Here is a 17974-nt window from a genome sequence, read left to right as displayed (position 1 = left end):
CAATCTGCTGCACCTATGATCGGGCGCCTGGTGGTGGTCGGTCTGGGGTTGATCGGTGGATCGTTTGCCAAGGGCTTGCGTGAGAGCGGCGTGTGCCGCGAAGTGGTCGGGGTCGATCTCGACCCGCAATCGCGCAAGCTGGCGGTCGAGTTGGGCGTGGTGGATCGTTGCGAAGATGACCTGGTGGCGGCTTGCCAGGGCGCGGACGTGATTCAGTTGGCGGTGCCGATCCTGGCCATGGAAAAAGTGCTGGCCCGCCTGGCCGGCATGGATCTGGGTCAGGCGATCCTCACGGATGTCGGCAGCGCCAAGGGCAATGTGGTGCGCGCGGCGACCGAAGCGTTCGGCGGCATGCCGGCGCGTTTCGTGCCGGGCCATCCGATTGCCGGCTCCGAGCAGAGCGGGGTGGAAGCCTCCAACTCGGAGCTGTTTCGTCGTCACAAGGTGATTCTGACCCCGCTGGAGCAGACCGATCCGGCTGCCCTGGCGGTGGTTGATCGCTTGTGGCGCGAGCTGGGCGCCGACGTCGAGCACATGCAGGTCGAGCGTCACGATGAAGTGCTGGCCGCGACCAGTCATCTGCCGCACCTGCTGGCCTTCGGTCTGGTCGATTCGCTGGCCAAGCGCAATGAAAACCTTGAGATCTTCCGTTACGCTGCGGGTGGTTTTCGCGATTTCACAAGAATCGCCGGAAGCGACCCGGTCATGTGGCATGACATCTTTCTCGCCAACCGCGAGGCTGTCCTGCGCACACTCGATACATTTCGCAGCGACCTCGACGCCTTGCGCGACGCGGTCGATGCAGAGGATGGGCACCAATTGTTGGGCGTCTTCACGCGCGCCCGGGTTGCCCGCGAGCATTTCAGTAAAATCCTGGCCCGCAGGGCCTATGTGGACGCTATGAATTCCAACGATCTGATTTTCCTGGCTCAACCTGGTGGCCGCCTGTCCGGTCGGATTCGCGTACCGGGTGACAAATCGATTTCCCACCGTTCGATCATGCTCGGCTCCCTGGCTGATGGCGTCACCGAAGTCGAAGGCTTCCTTGAGGGCGAAGATGCCCTGGCGACCTTGCAGGCGTTTCGCGACATGGGTGTGGTCATCGAAGGCCCGCATCATGGTCGCGTGACCATCCATGGTGTCGGCCTGCATGGCCTGAAACCTGCGCCGGGCCCGATCTATCTGGGCAACTCCGGCACTTCGATGCGCCTGCTGTCCGGCCTGCTGGCCGCGCAGGACTTCGACAGCACCCTGACCGGTGATGCTTCGCTGTCCAAGCGTCCGATGAATCGCGTGGCCAACCCGCTGCGGGAAATGGGCGCCGTGATCGAAACCGCTGCCGACGGTCGTCCGCCGATGACCATTCGCGGCGGTCACAAGCTCAAAGGCCTGACCTACACCATGCCGATGGCCAGTGCTCAGGTGAAATCCTGCCTGCTGCTGGCGGGTCTGTACGCCGAAGGCAAGACCACTGTTACCGAGCCGGCACCTACCCGTGATCATACCGAGCGCATGTTGCGCGGCTTCGGCTATTCGGTGAGCGTCGACGGTGCGACGGCATCGGTCGAGTCCGGCGGCAAGCTGGCCGCGACCCAAATCGAAGTGCCAGGCGACATCTCGTCGTCGGCATTCTTCCTGGTGGCGGCGTCGATCGCCGAAGGTTCCGAGCTGGTGCTCGAGCACGTCGGCATCAACCCGACCCGCACCGGTGTGATCGACATCCTGCGTCTGATGGGCGCCGATATCACCCTGGAAAACCAGCGTGAGGTGGGTGGCGAGCCAGTAGCGGATCTTCGCGTGCGAGCAGCTAAACTCAAGGGTATCGAGATTCCGGAAGCGCTGGTTCCGCTGGCCATCGACGAATTCCCGGTACTGTTCGTGGCTGCAGCCTGTGCCGAAGGGCGCACCGTGCTGACTGGCGCCGAAGAGCTGCGGGTCAAGGAATCGGATCGTATCCAGGTCATGGCGGACGGTTTGCTGGCGCTGGGCGTCAAGTGCGAACCGACCCCGGACGGCATCATTATCGACGGCGGCCAGATCGGCGGCGGCGAAGTGCATGGTCATGGCGATCACCGTATCGCGATGGCTTTCAGCGTGGCCTCGCTGCGTGCCTCTGCACCGATCCGCATCCATGATTGCGCCAACGTCGCGACATCGTTCCCGAACTTCCTGGCGCTGTGCGCGCAGGTCGGCATTCGTGTGGCGCAAGAGGCTCAGTCGTGAACAACATTGCTCCGGTCATCACCATCGATGGGCCAAGCGGCTCGGGCAAAGGCACCGTAGCCGGGATTTTGGCCAAGCGTCTGGGCTGGAATCTGCTGGATTCCGGAGCGCTGTATCGCCTGTTGGCGTTTGCTGCGCACAACCATGGTGTCGACCTGACCAATGAAGAACTGCTGAAAAAACTCGCCGCTCATCTGGATGTGCAGTTTATTGCAGCGACCGACGGTCAGTTGCAGCGCATCATTCTGGAAGGTGATGAAGTCAGCGATGTCATCCGCACCGAGAGCGTCGGTTCCGGCGCTTCCCAGGTGGCTGCATTGCCGGCCGTGCGCGAGGCGCTGCTTCAACGCCAGCGTGCTTTCCAGGAAGCACCGGGTCTGGTGGCCGATGGTCGCGACATGGGAACGGTGGTGTTTCCGAATGCGCCTTTGAAGATTTTCCTGACCGCCAGTGCCGAGGAGCGGGCGCGCCGTCGATATTTGCAGTTGAAGGGCAAAGTCGAGGGTGTTAGTCTGTCGAGTCTGCTAGATGAGATCCGTGCGCGCGACGAGCGTGATACCCAGCGAGCGGTGGCCCCGCTCAAGCCGGCGGCCGACGCCATACAGCTGGATTCCACGGAGTTGTCCATCGATCAGGTGCTTGAACGCATCATGAGCGAGATCGCCATTCGCGATATCGCCGGGTGACCAAGAAGGCCACAGGGGACCAGTCATAGTCCTGCGGTGCTTCTTTTTAATGAAACTAACCCACATTGTCTGGGATGTGGAGATGGGCGTACTTTTTCGCCCTAATCAACAGGAATTAAAATGAGCGAAAGCTTTGCGGAACTCTTTGAAGAAAGCCTAAAGACCCTGAACCTTCAGGCAGGCTCCATCATCACCGGTGTTATCGTTGATATCGATTACCAGGCTCGCTGGGTAACCGTTCACGCTGGCTTGAAGTCCGAAGCACTGATCCCTCTGGAGCAGTTCTACAACGACGCTGGCGAACTGAACATCAACGTCGGTGACGAAGTTCACGTTGCTCTGGACTCGGTTGAAGACGGTTTCGGTGAAACCAAGCTGTCCCGTGAAAAAGCCAAGCGCGCTGAATGCTGGATCGTTCTGGAAGCAGCCTTCGCAGCTGAGGAAGTGGTCAAGGGCGTTATCAACGGTAAGGTTAAAGGCGGCTTCACTGTCGACGTTAACGGCATCCGTGCGTTCCTGCCAGGTTCCCTGGTTGACGTCCGTCCAGTGCGCGACACCACGCATCTGGAAGGCAAAGAGCTGGAATTCAAGGTCATCAAGCTGGACCAGAAGCGCAACAACGTTGTCGTTTCCCGTCGCAGCGTCCTGGAAGCCGAGAACTCCGCCGAGCGTGAAGCTCTGCTGGAATCCCTGCAGGAAGGCCAGCAAGTCAAAGGTATCGTCAAAAACCTCACCGATTACGGCGCATTCGTCGATCTGGGTGGCGTGGACGGCCTGCTGCACATCACCGACATGGCGTGGAAGCGTATCAAGCACCCTTCCGAAATCGTCAATGTTGGCGACGAGATCGACGTCAAGGTTCTGAAGTACGATCGCGAGCGCAATCGTGTTTCCCTGGGCCTGAAGCAACTGGGCGAAGATCCATGGGTTGCTATCAAAGCCCGTTACCCAGAAAGCACTCGCGTTACCGCTCGTGTAACCAACCTGACCGACTACGGCTGCTTCGCTGAGCTGGAAGAAGGCGTTGAAGGTCTGGTACACGTTTCGGAAATGGACTGGACCAACAAGAACATCCACCCTTCGAAAGTCGTACAAGTCGGCGACGAAGTGGAAGTTATGGTTCTGGACATCGACGAAGAGCGTCGTCGTATCTCCCTGGGCATCAAGCAGTGCAAGTCGAACCCATGGGAAGACTTCTCTGGCCAGTTCAACAAGGGCGACAAGATCTCCGGCACCATCAAGTCGATCACCGATTTCGGTATCTTCATTGGTCTGGACGGCGGCATCGACGGTCTGGTTCACCTGTCCGACATCTCCTGGAACGAAGTGGGCGAAGAAGCCGTACGTCGTTTCAAGAAGGGCGACGAGCTGGACACCGTTATCCTGTCGGTTGACCCGGAGCGTGAGCGTATCTCCCTGGGTATCAAGCAGCTGGAAAGCGATCCGTTCTCCGAGTACGTCTCGGTTAACGACAAAGGCGCAATCGTTACTGGCACCGTGAAAGAAGTTGACGCCAAAGGCGCCATCATCGTTCTGGCCGACGATATCGAAGCGACTCTGAAAGCCTCCGAAATCAGCCGTGACCGCGTTGAAGACGCGCGCAACGTTCTGAAAGAAGGCCAGCAAGTAGAAGCCAAGATCATCAGCGTTGATCGCAAGAGCCGCGTAATCCAGCTCTCGATCAAGTCGAAAGATGATGCTGAAGAGAAAGAAGCCATCCAGAGCCTGAAAGCAGCTCCGGAAGGTGAAGCAGCTGACACCACCATGGCGGCACTGCTGCGTCAAGCAATGGCCAAACAGAACTGAGTTCTGTCTGATCATTAAAAAGGGCGACTTCGGTCGCCCTTTTTTGTGCCTGCGATTCAGTGGTCGGTCAGGGGTGTGGTGCGCCAGCGAAACCAATCGAGTTTCTAAGTGGTCTGTTTCTTTATTGGGATCAATCGCCTGTTAGCAGCTAGGCTTGGTTTGAGATCGCAGTAGTCGGGCTGCCGGCCTGGCATAAGGAAATGAATGAACAAGCTGATTGTCTTGATGGGTGCACTGGCATTGGCCGGTTGCGTCACAAATGCAAAGACTCACGCGGCGCGTGGAGTCAGCGGTATCGAAGTTGATTGCTCCGGTCTGGGGTCTGGCTGGGAGAAGTGTCAAAAGCGCGCGGCAAAGGAGTGTAAGGGGGCGGGCTATAAGGTTGTTACTCGATCCGATGATGCGAAGGATGAGGATGGGTTTCCGTTCGGCTTCAATCCTGCAGGGTTCGTGACTCGAACCATGCTGGTGATTTGTCGTTAGGTTCGGGCTGATCTGTCCGGAGTGGTTGGGTGTCCGGAAAACAGGCCTTTCGATGCGGTGAAAGATATGTCAACCCCTGGGCTGTTCAAATTCTTCCGGGCGTGCTAAAACCTTTCAAGCGCTGATCTAGCTGCTTGAAAAAGAAGGGAAAAATATGACGAAGTCGGAGTTGATCGAACGAATTGTCACCCATCAAGGGCTGCTCTCATCGAAGGATGTGGAGTTGGCCATCAAGACTATGCTTGAGCAAATGTCCCAATGTCTGGCCACTGGCGATCGCATCGAGATCCGTGGTTTTGGCAGCTTTTCCCTGCACTATCGCGCACCGCGCGTGGGGCGTAATCCAAAGACAGGTCAGTCTGTCAGTCTCGACGGCAAGTTCGTTCCGCATTTCAAGCCTGGAAAAGAGCTGCGTGATCGAGTGAATGACGAAGAGGAGGAGGGGGTTTGACGGCCGCTATCAAACCGGGAGTTGCTTATGCGTAACTTCAAGCGCCTGTTTCTGGGTATTTTCATTCTTTTACTTGTGTTGGTGATTCTGGCTTTTGTCCTTGAGAATCAGCAATCGGTTTCCCTGTTGTTTCTCGGGTGGTCGGGGCCTGCACTTCCAGTGTCCTTGATAGTCGTCACGGCGTTGCTCGTCGGTATGCTGATCGGGCCGATCCTGGGGTGGCTTCTTGGACGTTCGTCCAGAATTCTGAGAAAGCCTCTGGTATAGAGCTGATTGCAGCGGGGCGTTTGTCGAATTGCTCCGTCGCATGGCTTTATCCATTAGTAAAACGTTAATTAAGCTGTAAAATGCATCCCTTGTTCGATAGTGGCTTGACCCCGCATCGATTCAGACTGACTTTGACAGAGGCCGTATCTTTGACGGCTTTTGCATTCATGGATTAGACAGCGCTCGTTTGGGAGCGCAGTCCGCAGCTCAAGGGTATGGTTTCGCGTGAAAATTCTAGTTACCGGCGGCGCCGGGTTTATCGGCTCGGCTGTCATCCGTCACATCATTTCCAACACTAACGACGCTGTCGTCAACGTCGATAAGCTGACTTACGCCGGTAACCTGGAGTCGCTGGCCGAGGTGAGTCAGAACTCGCGTTATGCGTTTGAGCGCGTCGATATCTGCGATCGCGAGCAGATCGACCGTGTTCTGCGTGAGCATCAGCCGGATGCCATCATGCATCTCGCGGCCGAGTCCCACGTTGATCGCTCGATTTCCGGCCCTTCGGAGTTCATCCAGACCAATATCATCGGTACTTACACGTTGCTTGAGGCTGCGCGCCACTATTGGGCAGCGTTGGATGATGCGCGCAAGGCTGCTTTCCGTTTTCATCATATTTCTACGGATGAGGTTTACGGCGACCTGGAAGGTCCAGAGGATCTCTTTACCGAAACTACCCCGTATCAGCCAAGTTCGCCGTACTCGGCCAGCAAGGCCAGCTCTGATCACCTGGTTCGTGCCTGGGCCCGTACGTACGGTCTGCCGACCCTGGTTACCAACTGCTCGAACAACTATGGCCCTTGCCACTTCCCGGAGAAACTGATCCCGCTGATCATTCTCAATGCGCTGGAAGGCAAGCCTTTGCCGGTTTATGGCAAGGGTAATCAGGTTCGAGACTGGCTGTATGTCGAGGATCATGCCCGCGCCCTGTACAAGGTCGTGACTGAAGGCGTTATCGGCGAGACCTATAACATCGGCGGTCATAACGAAAAGCAAAACATCGAAGTGGTGAACACTTTGTGTGCTCTGCTCGACGAGTTGCGTCCTGATTCCCTGCATCGTCCTCATGCCAAGCTGATCACTTACGTTCAGGATCGTCCGGGCCATGACCAGCGCTACGCGATCGATGCGAGCAAAATCCAGCGGGAGCTGGGCTGGACCCCGGAAGAAACCTTTGATTCCGGCATCCGCAAGACCGTTGAGTGGTACTTGAACAACTCTGAGTGGGTGGAGCACGTCAAGAGCGGCAGCTATCAGCAGTGGATCGATCAGAATTATTCGGATCGCTCGAATCAGGCATGAAGATTCTTCTGCTGGGTAAGAATGGGCAGGTGGGGTGGGAGCTGCAACGCTCACTTGCTCCGCTTGGCGAGCTGATTGCGCTGGATCGGCAGACGATTGACGGCTTGTGCGGTGATCTGGCAAACCTGTCGGCCTTGCGTGACACCATCGATCAGGTCCGGCCGGATGTGATCGTCAATGCAGCCGCCTACAATGCGGTTGACAAGGCGGAGTCGGAATCCGAGCTGGCTCTGCGGGTCAACGGTCAGGCGATCCAGGTGATGGCCGAAGAGGCTGTGCGCCTGGGGGCCTGGCTCGTTCACTATTCCACGGACTATGTGTTTGACGGCAAGGGTCAGACGCCATGGCAGGAAAGCGATGTTCCCGCGCCGTTGAATCGCTATGGCGAAAGCAAGCTTGCTGGAGAGATGGCGATCCAGGCGTCGGGGTGCAAGCACCTGATTTTTCGCACCAGTTGGGTTTTTGCAGCGCGAGGCCAGAACTTTGCCAAGACCATGTTGCGTCTGGCAAGGGAGCGTCAAGAGCTGAATGTCATCAATGACCAGGTGGGGGCGCCGACCGGTGCTGAACTGATCGCTGATGTCACCGCCCTTGCGCTGCAGCAAGCGTTGACCCGGCCTGAGCTGGCGGGTTTGTATCATCTGGCCGCCGCAGGGGAGGTTTCCTGGCACGGTTACGCCCGGCATGTGCTTGATTTTGCCAAGGCCAGCGGTGAAGAGCTGGCTGTTCAGGTGATCAATCCGATCGATGCCGTCGCCTACCCGACTCCCGCTCGTCGTCCGCTGAATTCGCGATTGAATACTCAGAAACTGCGCACCAATTTTTCTCTACACTTGCCGGACTGGCAAAGTGGTGTAACTCGAATGCTTAGGGAAGTTCTAAACAAATGATAACGACAAATCGTAAAGGCATCATCCTCGCCGGCGGATCGGGCACTCGCCTGCACCCGCTTACTCTGGGTGTGTCCAAGCAGATGCTGCCGATTTACGACAAGCCGATGATCTTCTATCCGCTGTCGGTGCTGATGCTTGCGGGCATGCGCGAAATCCTGATCATTTCCACTCCGGAAGATCTGCCGAACTTCAAAAAATTGCTCGGTGACGGCAGCTTGTACGGCATCAAGCTGACCTATGCGGAACAACCTAGCCCGGATGGTCTGGCGCAAGCGTTCATCATCGGCGAAGAGTTCATCGGCAAGGACCCTTGCTGCCTGATTCTGGGTGACAACATCTTCTACGGCCAGCATTTCTCGGACAACCTGCGCTCTGCCAGTTCGCAGCAGTCCGGTGCTACCGTGTTCGGTTACCACGTATCCGATCCAGAGCGCTTCGGTGTGGTCGAATTCGATGAAACGGGTCGGGCGCTGAGCATTGAAGAGAAACCGTTGAAGCCGAAGTCCAACTACGCGGTGACGGGGCTGTATTTCTACGACAATCAGGTTGTCGAGATCGCCAAGAATATCAAGCCGTCCGAGCGTGGCGAGCTGGAAATTACCGATGTGAACAGCGCCTATCTCAATCAGAAGTCGCTCAACGTCGAGATGCTTGGTCGTGGATTCGCCTGGCTTGATACCGGTACTCACGACTCGTTGCTGGAAGCCAGTCACTTCGTGCATACCATCGAGCAGCGTCAGGGCTTGAAAGTGGCGTGCCTGGAAGAGATTGCCTACAACAACAAATGGATCACTGCCGAGCAGTTGAAGGCTCAGGCGGATGCACTGAAGAAAACAGGTTACGGCCAGTATTTGCAGAAACTGCTGGACTCGCCTTCTCGCTGATTTGAAAGCGAAGAGCTTTCAATCGATGCGTACAAATGCTGCAAGCAGGAATGGCATGCCAGTAAAACATCCGAAGATCGCGGTTTTGCTGGCAGCCTATAATGGCATGCAGTGGATCGAGGAGCAGTTGGCCTCGATCCTTGACCAGTCTGGCGTCGATGTCACTGTATATATCAGTGTTGACTTGTCCGATGACGGTACCGAAGCGTGGTGCGAGGCATTCGCAGCTCTCGACGATCGTGTGATTCTCTTGCCGCCCGCCGGTCGTTTTGGTGGGGCTGCACGCAACTTTTTTCGCTTGATTCGCGATGTCGATCCGCACGGTTACGATGCGGTAGCCTTTGCCGATCAGGATGATATCTGGCAACCCGACAAGCTTTTGCGTGCGACTCAGCAGATCGCTTCTCGCGGTGTCGATGCTTATTCAAGCAATGTCACGGCTTTCTGGCCGGATGGAAAAACGGTCCTTCTTGACAAGAGCCAGCCGCAAGTTGCCTGGGATTTTCTGTTCGAGGCAGCGGGGCCGGGCTGTACCTACGTGTTCAGCCCGGCGCTCGCGGGTTCGCTGCGCCAGCAGGTCGTTTGCGACTGGGAGTCGTTGCAGCAGGTCACGCTGCATGACTGGTACAGCTATGCGTTTGCCCGAAGTCATGGGTTCGAATGGTTTATCGATTCCCACTCCAGCATGCTTTATCGGCAGCACGAGAATAATCAGGTCGGGGCCAATACGGGGTTGGCATCGTTGTTTCAGCGCTATGTCACTATTCATGAAGGGTGGTGGTTCAAGCAGGTCAGAACAATCGCGCAGCTTGTCGGAGTAGGTAATGCGCCATTTGTCAGAAGCTGGTTGAAGTTGAGGCGGCGCGATCTGCTATTGCTTTCGGTCCGGGGAGGGCAGTGCCGGCGCCGCTTTCGGGACAAGGTTTTATTCTTTTTTGTGTGCTGTCTTACGGCTGTGATCGGTACGAAATCCTGATCGGGCCTTGAATGCCTTTTGTGTTTTTAACGGGCGTGCTTGAAGCCTAACAATCGATGATGAAAGTTCTCTATAATCGCGCGCTTCGTGAAAGGATCGGATGGAGCAGGTGTGGCGTGAGGCACTGGAGATGATTCGGGGCCCGTGGCCGGCGTTTAATTGAAATGGAGCATACAGTGTCAAGCCCAATATCAGCGGATGCGGCGAATTCCAGTCCGGATTTTGGCGCAGTCGAAGTGCCATCGAAGGATGAGTCTGTCGCGATCCTGATGTGCTCTTACAATGGTGATCGATTCCTTGCTGAGCAATTGGCGTCTATTGAGCATCAGGATCACACGCGGTGGCACTTGTTTGTTTCCGATGACGGTTCGACCGATTCGACACTGGATGTTCTCAAGGCTTTTCAGGCGCGCCATGGAAAAGAAAAAGTCTCTTTGCTTTCCGGGCCTCAAACAGGGTTCGCCGATAATTTCATGTCGGTCACCTGTCTGGAAACGGTCAGTGCTGATTTCTACGCCTGGTCGGATCAGGATGATATCTGGTCTCGCGACAAGCTGAGTTCCGCTTTGGCGTGGTTGCGCCAGGTGCCGGTTGAGGTGCCTGCGCTGTACGCCTCTCGGACAACGGTGGTCAATGAGTCCGGTGCGGATGTTGGCAGTACGCCAGCGTTCTCCCGCGCTTTCGGCTTTCCCAATGCGCTTGTGCAGAACGTCGCTGCCGGAAATACCATGGTCTTCAACCGGGCGACGCATGAGCTGCTGAAGGCTGGACCGTCTCAGGGCATTGTGGCTCATGACTGGTGGGCCTATCTGCTTGTGACTGGAGCGGGGGGGCGGTTCTATTTCGATCAGGTTCCGCGTCTTTTCTACCGTCAGCATCAGTCAAACTCTATTGGTGCCAATGCTGGTTTCATGGCGGCATTGATGCGTATTCACAAGCTGTTTCAAGGGCGTCTCAGAGGCTGGATCGATCAGAACATCTGCGCTCTGGATGCTGTCGAATTTCTTCTTACAGAAAAAAATCGCGAGGTGCTTCGTCGATTCAAGGCGGCTCGTAGTCAAAGCATGCCTGGTCGTTTGATCAAGATGTGGCGCTCGGGCGTTTATCGACAGACGCTCCTCGGTAATCTGGGACTGATAGTGGCAACCATTTTCAAAGGAATTTGAGAATGAGTGCTTTCAAAAGGGGTTGAAGATGAGTTTTTTTGAGGTCGCGGGTTAATGCAGAAATTTTCGGCGGCACCTGGCGCCATGTTTACCGGCGTCTGGCAAAATCGCGCACTTATTGTTGCGCTTATCAAGCGGGAGGTCATCGGTCGTTATCGAGGCTCCTTCATGGGCATTCTCTGGTCGTTCTTCAATCCGATCGTGATGCTTGCCATCTATACGTTCGTATTCAGCTACGTTTTCAATTCTCGCTGGGCCGGTGCTAGTGGTTCAAAAGCGGAATTCGCTCTAATACTGTTTGCGGGTTTGATGGTTTTCAACCTGTTTTCCGAGTGCGTGACCAGAGCGCCAAACCTGATCATTTCGAATGCCAATTACGTAAAAAAGGTAGTGTTTCCATTGGAGATATTGCCCTGCGTGATTGCAGGATCCTCCGTGTTTCACGCGTTCGTCAGCTTGATAGTCTGGCTGCTTGCCTACGCGGTGTTTTTTGGCTTGCCGCCGGTTACGGCCCTTTACCTGCCACTGGTTGTTGCGCCTTTGCTGTTGATCATCCTTGGACTTTCCTGGGGATTGGCCTCCATAGGCGTTTACATGCGGGATGTCGCGCATTTCATCGCACTGGTGACAAGCGGCCTGATGTTTCTTGCACCGATCTTTTATCCTGCGACGGCTGTACCGGAGGACTATCGAGGTCTTCTGGCGCTCAATCCGTTGACCATTGTTGTCGAAAATGTCAGGGCCGTTCTGTTTTTTGGACAGGAGCCCGACTGGCAGGCGCTCGGCATCTACGCAGGCGTGGCTATTGCGGTGGCTTACCTCGGGTTCGCCTTCTTCCAGAAGACCAGAAAGGGGTTTGCCGATGTCCTCTGAAATTGCGATTAATCTTCAGAATGTCAGTAAGTGTTATCACATTTATGACAAGCCGCGTGATCGGCTCCTGCAAATGTTCGCCGGTCAGCGCAAGCAGTATTACCGTGAGTTCTGGGCGCTCAAAAACGTTTCCTTCGATATCAAGAAAGGCGAAACCGTCGGTATCGTCGGCCGTAACGGAAGCGGCAAGTCGACATTGCTTCAGGTCATTTGTGGAACGTTGAACCAGAGTGTCGGCGATGTTCAGACCCAGGGCCGGATCGGTGCCCTGCTTGAGCTTGGGTCGGGGTTCAATCCGGAGTTCACCGGGCATGAGAACGTCTACATGAATGCCGCGATTCTCGGATTGAGCCGCGCAGAAGTGGATGAGCGCTATGATGACATTGCCGCTTTTGCCGACATTGGCGAGTTCATTCATCAACCGGTCAAGACTTACTCGAGTGGCATGATCGTACGCTTGGCATTTGCCGTTCAGGCGATGGTTGACCCGGACATCCTGATTGTCGATGAGGCGTTGGCTGTCGGAGATGAGCGCTTTCAGCGCAAGTGCTTTGCGAGACTCGATGAGTTGAAGGCCAAGGGCACTTCAATTTTGTTTGTGTCCCACTCGGGGCCTCAAGTTGTCGAGCTGTGTGATCGGGCGATCTTGATGGAGCGCGGCGAGCGGATCTGCACGGGATCGCCGATGGAAGTCGTACGGGCTTATCAGAAGCTCATCTACGCTCCAGTCGAAGAGCAGCCGCGCTTGATTGAAGAGTTCAAGTCGATTGGCTCCGACAAGATAGTCGCCGAGACCCGGGAGGTGGAGGTGACGCAGGACGCTCCCCCGGAAGATCAGTTCTTCGATGCGGGAATGGTGCCTGAATCGACTACCGTTTATCCGGAGCAGGGTGCCCGGATCGACGCCTTCGAAATTTTCGACAAGCAGGGGCGACGCTGCAATGTGCTTAAGGCTGGTGGGGAATACGATATCGTCATGCGTGGTGTCATCACCGAAAACGTATCACGGATTTTCTTCGCCATGCATGTTCGTACAGTGTCGGGTGTGGTGATTACGGGTCAGCGTTTTCCCGAGGAAGGAAAATATTTTGAATGTGAAGGTGCCGAGCGGGCATTCAGAATCACTTTCAGCTTTCAGATGGTGATGCTGCCCGGCGTATACTTTGTCGGTGGTGGAGTTTGGTCGGAGACTGAGCCCACGTTGTGCCACAGAATTCTGGATGCGATCATGTTCCGGCTCGTATCGGATCAAGGTGCGAGATCTTTCGGTTATATGGATGCGTCTATCGATGAGCCAGCGCTTGAGCTGTTCTGAAGGCAAAGCGTTTGCTCAGCCCCGGAATGTTGGATTGTTTCAAACGCCAGCTGACAGCATGCCTGAATTTGAGGGTTGTCAGGCGGATACGCAGATAACGTGCATTAATGCCGCTAAAATTTCCATTCCCAAGAAAAAAAACAAGCCTGAGTAGACGGTAATGACGAGCAGTGATCACCAGCGCTTGCTGGACTATTTTTCTTGGAATAGCTGTGTTTCGGATGAGCGCAAGTTGCTCTACATCGCTACGCCGAAGGTGGCCTGCACCTCGTTGAAGTGGTGGTTCGCGGAGCTTGAGGGGGTTGCTGAGGCTGTCAAGCAATTGAAGATCAGCTCCGAGACGGATCCCGAACTGGTGATTCATGACACGTTGCTGGCCGTTGCTCCTCAATTGCTCGTGCGTTCTCCCGAGCAGCTTGAGCGTGCCAGGGCAGAGGGATATTTCAGTTTTGCCCTGGTGAGAAATCCCTACAAGCGAATATTTTCTGCATGGCAGTCGAAGATCCTTTTGCGCGAGCCTTTGCAAGTCGAGCCGTATGAAGGCCAGGCGTTTGTGGATTTTCCGGTCGAGACCATGTCGGATGTGACCGCGTCTTTCGAGTGTTTTCTTGAGTTTCTGTTCGCCAATGAACGAAACGACTTCAAGGACGCCCACTGGACACCGCAATATGATTTGCTACAGCCGGATATATTTTCCTACAGTGCCGTTTCCAAAATCGAGGACACCGCAGCGCTCAATGCTGCGCTGCGCAGCCATCTCGGTGACGGGTACATCAGTCCGTTCAGTAAGGCCAGAGCAAACGAAAGCCTGATCCCTTATCTTCCGCAGTTCATCAGTCCGCGATCCAAGGCAGTGATCGATGAGCTCTATGCGAAAGACTTCGAATTCTATAACTACTCAACTTCCATCCCTCCTGCGAAAGAAGCGTTCTCGCAAGAGCAGTTGACGGTAGCGCTCAAGGGGATTGAATTGCTGCGTGGGCGGCATCAGCGCATTGGAGAAATGCGCCGGTATTTCATTGAGCAAATTTCCGGGTTGTTGAAAGATAAGGAGTGGCTCGCAGAGCAGCGTCTGACATGGATGGATTTCGGCAAGAGCAAGGAAGATCAGCTATTTGCGCTCCAGGCTGCCTTTAGCGAACAGGCAGGGCAGGTCGAGGCGGATCGAAGCCAGCAACTCAGGATAGAGCTGGAGCGCTCGAAGGCAGAGACTGAGTTCTCAAAAAAGGAACTCGATCAGTCCAGGATTGAACTTGACGAGTTGAAATTCGTAATTGAGCAGGCGAGGGACGAGCGCGAACGGACGAAAGCAGAGTACGAGCAGGCAAGAGTCGAGCACGAACGGACGAAAGTTGAGTACGAGCAGGCAAGAGCCGAGCACGAACGGACGAAAGTTGTGTGCGAGCAGGCAAAAGCCGAACTGGAAAATTTGAGAACTGATTTTCTTCAGTTGAAGTTACTGCACGAACAGGCGCAGGTCGACCACGAACAGACGAAAGCCGAGCACGAGCAGACTAAAGTTGCGCACGAGCAGACAAGAGGCGAGCTGGCACAATTGAGGACTGATTTTAGTCAGTTGAAATCACTCCTCGATCAGTCTCAGGTCGACCATGGACACACGAAGGGCGAGCACGAGCGGACGAAAGTTGCACACGAGCAGACTAAGGCCGAGTCAGCACAGTTGAGGGCTGATCTTGAGCGGTCGCGGTTGGAGGTGGCCTCACTTGTTTCTGAGCGTGAAGCGTTTGCTCTTAAGCACAAGCGCTATCTAACCTCCTACAAATATATTGATGCAAAAATCGTCGCTCGATTGCGCAGGACGGTGCATATTATGAAAAGGCGCAAGGGAGATTAAGGTGGCAAAGGTTTCGGTTGTACTGACTTCCTATAATCACGATAAGTATATTGGGCAGGCGATTGATACTGTTCTCAATCAAACCTATAGTGACTGGGAACTGATTGTCGTTGATGATGTTTCGCCAGATGCTTCCTGGGAAGTTATCGAGCGCTATGATGATCCGCGGATTATCAAGGTTCGAAATGATCGAACTCGCCGTTATATTTACAATATTAATCGCGCTATCCAATCGCAGAGCACCGGTGACTACATCGCTATTCATCATTCGGATGATGCCTGGGCATTGGACAAGCTGGAGAAGCAAGTCGCTGTGCTGGATGCCAATCCGCACATCGGTGCTGTGTTCTCCCATGTGCAATGTATTGACGAAAACAATCAGCCATTGTCTATCGATTGGTTCAACCAGCCAAACAAGTCACGAGCGGCCTGGCTGCGTGCGCTGTTTTTCAACGAGAACAGATTGTGCCATCCGAGTGCCCTGGTCAGGCGCAGTGCCTACGAGCAAAGCGAACTGTACAAGTGTGCGCATGCTCAGATCGATGACGCGGAGCTTTGGACCCGTTTGTTGAAGGTGTCCGATATCCATGTCGTTCAGGAAAAGCTGACATTGCACCGGATCTTCTCTGATCAGTCCAATGCCAGTGGTGATCGTCCGGATAGACGAGCCCGCTTGAAGCTGGAATGGCATCTGCAGAAACAACACTATGTCGATTTGCCACAAGCGGATATTCTTGAGATCTTTCCGGAAGCTGCGCAATGGGTAACGCCTCAGGGTGCAAATACCCAGTTTCTATTGGCAATGGTTGCAATTCATGCAGGCACCTGTTCAGGTACGAGGCTCTTCGGTATCGAATTGCTTTATCGATTGATGACGAACGCCGAATCCCAGGTGCAGATTGAAGCGCTGCATGGCTTCAATTACCTGGACTTCATCGGGCTTACGGGTAAAGAAGATTTTTTTAGCCCGGCAGTGATCACCGAGCAGCCTGCGGTTGCTGTTGCTACTGGATGGCGAGCTCTGGTGGGTAAGTTTCTTCGTAAGCTAGGCGCCGTCTGACGCGGCGCACCGAATTTTCCAGCGCTGCGGCGCCGTAACCAGTGACTCTCTTTGATATGGAACCGAGGGTGTCGCTGGTTTTATTGTTTGTGAAGTAGAGGCACTGAGTGAAGATTGACCTGAAGATTCTGAGTTCTGTTTCTTTTTTTATCTGTTTGGCGGCCGGCGTTTTGTATTTTACCCGTTGGGGAGATACCGAGGCGCCTGTTGAACGTGCTGCGTCGATAGCGGTTTCGGATCACGTGACGCTGGATGTCGTCAGCAATGCCCTCAAGCTGGAGCTCAAAGGCTGCGATGTTGCTCAGGTTCCGGATAACTTTTTTCTCCATATTTATCCACGAGACACCTCAAAGGCGGGGGCAGAAGGCTTTATCAACAAGGATTTCAACCTGAATTCCCTCAAGCCTACGTCCACGGAGACGCGATCGGGGATTGCTTACTGTCGCTATGAGGTTGCGTACGGGCTTTCAACCGTTGATCGGGTTGCGGTTGGCCAGTTCCGTTCGCCGCAGGGCAACTGCTGCGAAATCCTCTGGGACAAGCAGGTCTCCTTTAACAAATAGTCTTCGGTAGTGAATTGATATGAGCACAGCTGTTGCGGATCCCAATCGTTCTTTCGGACTTGATGTCTGTCGGACGCTTGCATGCCTGCTTGTCGTATTCGGGCATATGCTGGGGCACTCTCTTCCCAGCCCAATTCTGTCAAATTTCGCATTTCTGGCCATTTTTGGTGTGGATTTGTTTTTTTGCCTGAGTGGTTTCCTGATCGGTCGAATTCTGCTTAAAGAGGCCGCGCGTTGGGGTGAAACGAAAACGGCAGGGCTCACGAACTTCTGGTATCGCCGATGGATGAGAACATTGCCGCTTTACGTGTTCTTTTTCTTTGTTTCGTTGAAGTTTGACTGGCAAGGTGCAACGACCTTCGGCGAGCAATTTCGATACTTGGTGTTTGCTCAGAATTTCGCCTGGACCATGACAGACTTTTATCGATTGTCGTGGAGCTTGGCTGTAGAAGAATGGTTTTACTATACGTTCCCTTTGCTCATATTGCTGATGATCGGTTTTGGCGCCAGCGTAAAACGGGCGGCGATGATAACGATCGCGGTTTTTATCGTGGTTCCGTTTCTTGCCCGTGTTGGCATGCCAATCCAGCCGGTCAGGTATGACGATGCCCGCTATGTGGTTCTCTATCGTCTGGATGCCATTGGGTTCGGTGTGCTGGTGGCTTATCTCTATACGTGGCATAAACCGTTGTTTGATCGGATTATCCGCTTTTGGTATATCCCTTTGGCATTTGTAGTCGGCATCATTGTTCTGACAAAGCAGGGAGTGCCTTGGACGTTAAATGACAAAGTTTTGCAGTCAGTGTTTTTCTCCTGTTCCGCGATTTTTTTTGCTGCTCTGATTCCCGCATTCTTCCATTTGCGTCCTTCGCGTTCGCAATTACTCAACCGTTTTGTCAAGTTTACGAGCCTGGTCTCCTACTCGATCTACCTTGGGCATATTTTTGCCTTCACCCTGGTGATTTCGGTGTTGAACAGATTTGGGTTGCATGAGGCTATATATAATAATCCCTGGATCGTTTATCCAATATTCACTCTGTGTGTTTACCTGCTCGCTTATTTGACTTATCGCTTGGTTGAGAAGCCGTTCCTGAAGCTTCGAGATGTCGATGGGTTTTCATTCGTAAAATTTCTGAAGAGCCTCCAGCGTCTTGGCGCAGGGAAGTAGGTC

17 protein-coding genes are annotated in these 17974 nt (G+C 54.5%); all 17 read left to right on the top strand.

Going from position 1 to position 17974, the window contains the following annotated elements:
- The first annotated feature begins 15 nt into the window (after positions 1–15).
- The 17 genes from C6Y56_RS20250 to C6Y56_RS20170 all read left to right on the top strand — a co-directional run bounded on the left by C6Y56_RS20250 (position 16) and on the right by C6Y56_RS20170 (position 17971).
- On the top strand, positions 16–2223 hold the full coding sequence (locus tag C6Y56_RS20250) for a bifunctional prephenate dehydrogenase/3-phosphoshikimate 1-carboxyvinyltransferase (RefSeq protein WP_249314445.1): 2208 nt from the start codon (positions 16–18) through the stop codon (positions 2221–2223).
- The gene (cmk, locus tag C6Y56_RS20245; protein ID WP_011335369.1) at positions 2220–2909 is read left to right on the top strand and encodes a (d)CMP kinase; all 690 of its coding nucleotides are present in this window, start codon (positions 2220–2222) and stop codon (positions 2907–2909) included. The genes C6Y56_RS20250 and cmk overlap by 4 nt, the downstream gene beginning before the upstream one ends.
- Positions 2910–3029: 120 nt before the next feature.
- Positions 3030–4715, top strand: a complete 1686-nt coding sequence (gene rpsA, locus C6Y56_RS20240; RefSeq protein WP_007950918.1) for a 30S ribosomal protein S1 — start codon at positions 3030–3032, stop codon at positions 4713–4715.
- A gap of 204 nt (positions 4716–4919) precedes the next feature.
- Positions 4920–5198 (top strand): hypothetical protein, encoded by a 279-nt coding sequence (locus C6Y56_RS20235; RefSeq protein WP_169431376.1) that lies wholly within the window; start codon positions 4920–4922, stop codon positions 5196–5198.
- Between the two features lie 154 nt (positions 5199–5352).
- Positions 5353–5649, top strand: a complete 297-nt coding sequence (ihfB, locus tag C6Y56_RS20230) for an integration host factor subunit beta (protein ID WP_169431375.1) — start codon at positions 5353–5355, stop codon at positions 5647–5649.
- A 27-nt stretch (positions 5650–5676) separates the two neighbouring features.
- A complete protein-coding gene (locus tag C6Y56_RS20225) occupies positions 5677–5916 on the top strand; it encodes a lipopolysaccharide assembly protein LapA domain-containing protein (protein ID WP_169431374.1) in 240 nt (79 codons plus the stop codon).
- 225 nt (positions 5917–6141) lie between these two features.
- Positions 6142–7218, top strand: a complete 1077-nt coding sequence (gene rfbB / locus C6Y56_RS20220) for a dTDP-glucose 4,6-dehydratase (RefSeq protein ID WP_169431373.1) — start codon at positions 6142–6144, stop codon at positions 7216–7218.
- The gene (gene rfbD, locus C6Y56_RS20215) at positions 7215–8108 is read left to right on the top strand and encodes a dTDP-4-dehydrorhamnose reductase (RefSeq protein ID WP_169431372.1); all 894 of its coding nucleotides are present in this window, start codon (positions 7215–7217) and stop codon (positions 8106–8108) included. Before rfbB ends, rfbD begins: the two co-directional genes overlap by 4 nt.
- Positions 8105–8995 carry a glucose-1-phosphate thymidylyltransferase RfbA gene (gene rfbA, locus C6Y56_RS20210; RefSeq protein ID WP_169431371.1) on the top strand — a complete coding sequence of 297 codons (891 nt, stop codon included), beginning with the start codon at positions 8105–8107 and terminating at the stop codon, positions 8993–8995. The genes rfbD and rfbA overlap by 4 nt, the downstream gene beginning before the upstream one ends.
- A 55-nt stretch (positions 8996–9050) precedes the next feature.
- The gene (locus C6Y56_RS20205) at positions 9051–9971 is read left to right on the top strand and encodes a glycosyltransferase (protein ID WP_169431370.1); all 921 of its coding nucleotides are present in this window, start codon (positions 9051–9053) and stop codon (positions 9969–9971) included.
- Positions 9972–10147: 176 nt separating this feature from the next.
- Positions 10148–11137, top strand: coding sequence for a glycosyltransferase family 2 protein (locus tag C6Y56_RS20200; RefSeq protein WP_169431369.1), 990 nt, complete (start codon positions 10148–10150; stop codon positions 11135–11137).
- Between the two features lie 54 nt (positions 11138–11191).
- Positions 11192–12010, top strand: a complete 819-nt coding sequence (locus C6Y56_RS20195; RefSeq protein ID WP_169431368.1) for an ABC transporter permease — start codon at positions 11192–11194, stop codon at positions 12008–12010.
- Positions 12000–13325, top strand: a complete 1326-nt coding sequence (locus tag C6Y56_RS20190; protein WP_169431367.1) for an ABC transporter ATP-binding protein — start codon at positions 12000–12002, stop codon at positions 13323–13325. Before C6Y56_RS20195 ends, C6Y56_RS20190 begins: the two co-directional genes overlap by 11 nt.
- Before the next feature lie 160 nt (positions 13326–13485).
- Entirely contained in the window at positions 13486–15180 is a 1695-nt protein-coding gene (locus C6Y56_RS20185) for a sulfotransferase family 2 domain-containing protein (RefSeq protein ID WP_169431366.1), read from the top strand.
- Position 15181: 1 nt separating this feature from the next.
- Positions 15182–16240: a glycosyltransferase gene (locus C6Y56_RS20180; protein ID WP_169431365.1), complete on the top strand. Its 1059-nt coding sequence runs from the start codon at positions 15182–15184 to the stop codon at positions 16238–16240.
- 107 nt (positions 16241–16347) lie between these two features.
- Complete coding sequence (locus C6Y56_RS20175) at positions 16348–16803, top strand: hypothetical protein (protein ID WP_169431364.1); 456 nt, start codon at positions 16348–16350, stop codon at positions 16801–16803.
- 19 nt (positions 16804–16822) lie between these two features.
- On the top strand, positions 16823–17971 hold the full coding sequence (locus C6Y56_RS20170) for an acyltransferase family protein (RefSeq protein WP_169431363.1): 1149 nt from the start codon (positions 16823–16825) through the stop codon (positions 17969–17971).
- The last annotated feature ends 3 nt before the right edge of the window (positions 17972–17974 follow it).

Origin of the sequence: Pseudomonas fluorescens, assembly GCF_012974785.1 — a bacterium.
Classification (GTDB): Bacteria; Pseudomonadota; Gammaproteobacteria; order Pseudomonadales; family Pseudomonadaceae; genus Aquipseudomonas; species Aquipseudomonas fluorescens_BT.
This window is presented reverse-complemented; position numbering and strand designations above follow the sequence as displayed.

What these genes read in the sequence shown, in the direction of transcription:
- C6Y56_RS20205 (WP_169431370.1), top strand. Translation starts at nt 9,051, where the DNA reads ATGCCAGTAAAACATCCGAAGATCGCGGTTTTGCTGGCAGCCTATAAT.
- rfbD (WP_169431372.1), top strand. Translation starts at nt 7,215, where the DNA reads ATGAAGATTCTTCTGCTGGGTAAGAATGGGCAGGTGGGGTGGGAGCTG.
- C6Y56_RS20170 (WP_169431363.1), top strand. Translation starts at nt 16,823, where the DNA reads ATGAGCACAGCTGTTGCGGATCCCAATCGTTCTTTCGGACTTGATGTC.
- C6Y56_RS20225 (WP_169431374.1), top strand. Translation starts at nt 5,677, where the DNA reads ATGCGTAACTTCAAGCGCCTGTTTCTGGGTATTTTCATTCTTTTACTT.
- C6Y56_RS20195 (WP_169431368.1), top strand. Translation starts at nt 11,192, where the DNA reads ATGCAGAAATTTTCGGCGGCACCTGGCGCCATGTTTACCGGCGTCTGG.
- rpsA (WP_007950918.1), top strand. Translation starts at nt 3,030, where the DNA reads ATGAGCGAAAGCTTTGCGGAACTCTTTGAAGAAAGCCTAAAGACCCTG.
- rfbA (WP_169431371.1), top strand. Translation starts at nt 8,105, where the DNA reads ATGATAACGACAAATCGTAAAGGCATCATCCTCGCCGGCGGATCGGGC.
- C6Y56_RS20235 (WP_169431376.1), top strand. Translation starts at nt 4,920, where the DNA reads ATGAACAAGCTGATTGTCTTGATGGGTGCACTGGCATTGGCCGGTTGC.
- C6Y56_RS20190 (WP_169431367.1), top strand. Translation starts at nt 12,000, where the DNA reads ATGTCCTCTGAAATTGCGATTAATCTTCAGAATGTCAGTAAGTGTTAT.
- ihfB (WP_169431375.1), top strand. Translation starts at nt 5,353, where the DNA reads ATGACGAAGTCGGAGTTGATCGAACGAATTGTCACCCATCAAGGGCTG.
- C6Y56_RS20250 (WP_249314445.1), top strand. Translation starts at nt 16, where the DNA reads ATGATCGGGCGCCTGGTGGTGGTCGGTCTGGGGTTGATCGGTGGATCG.
- C6Y56_RS20185 (WP_169431366.1), top strand. Translation starts at nt 13,486, where the DNA reads ATGACGAGCAGTGATCACCAGCGCTTGCTGGACTATTTTTCTTGGAAT.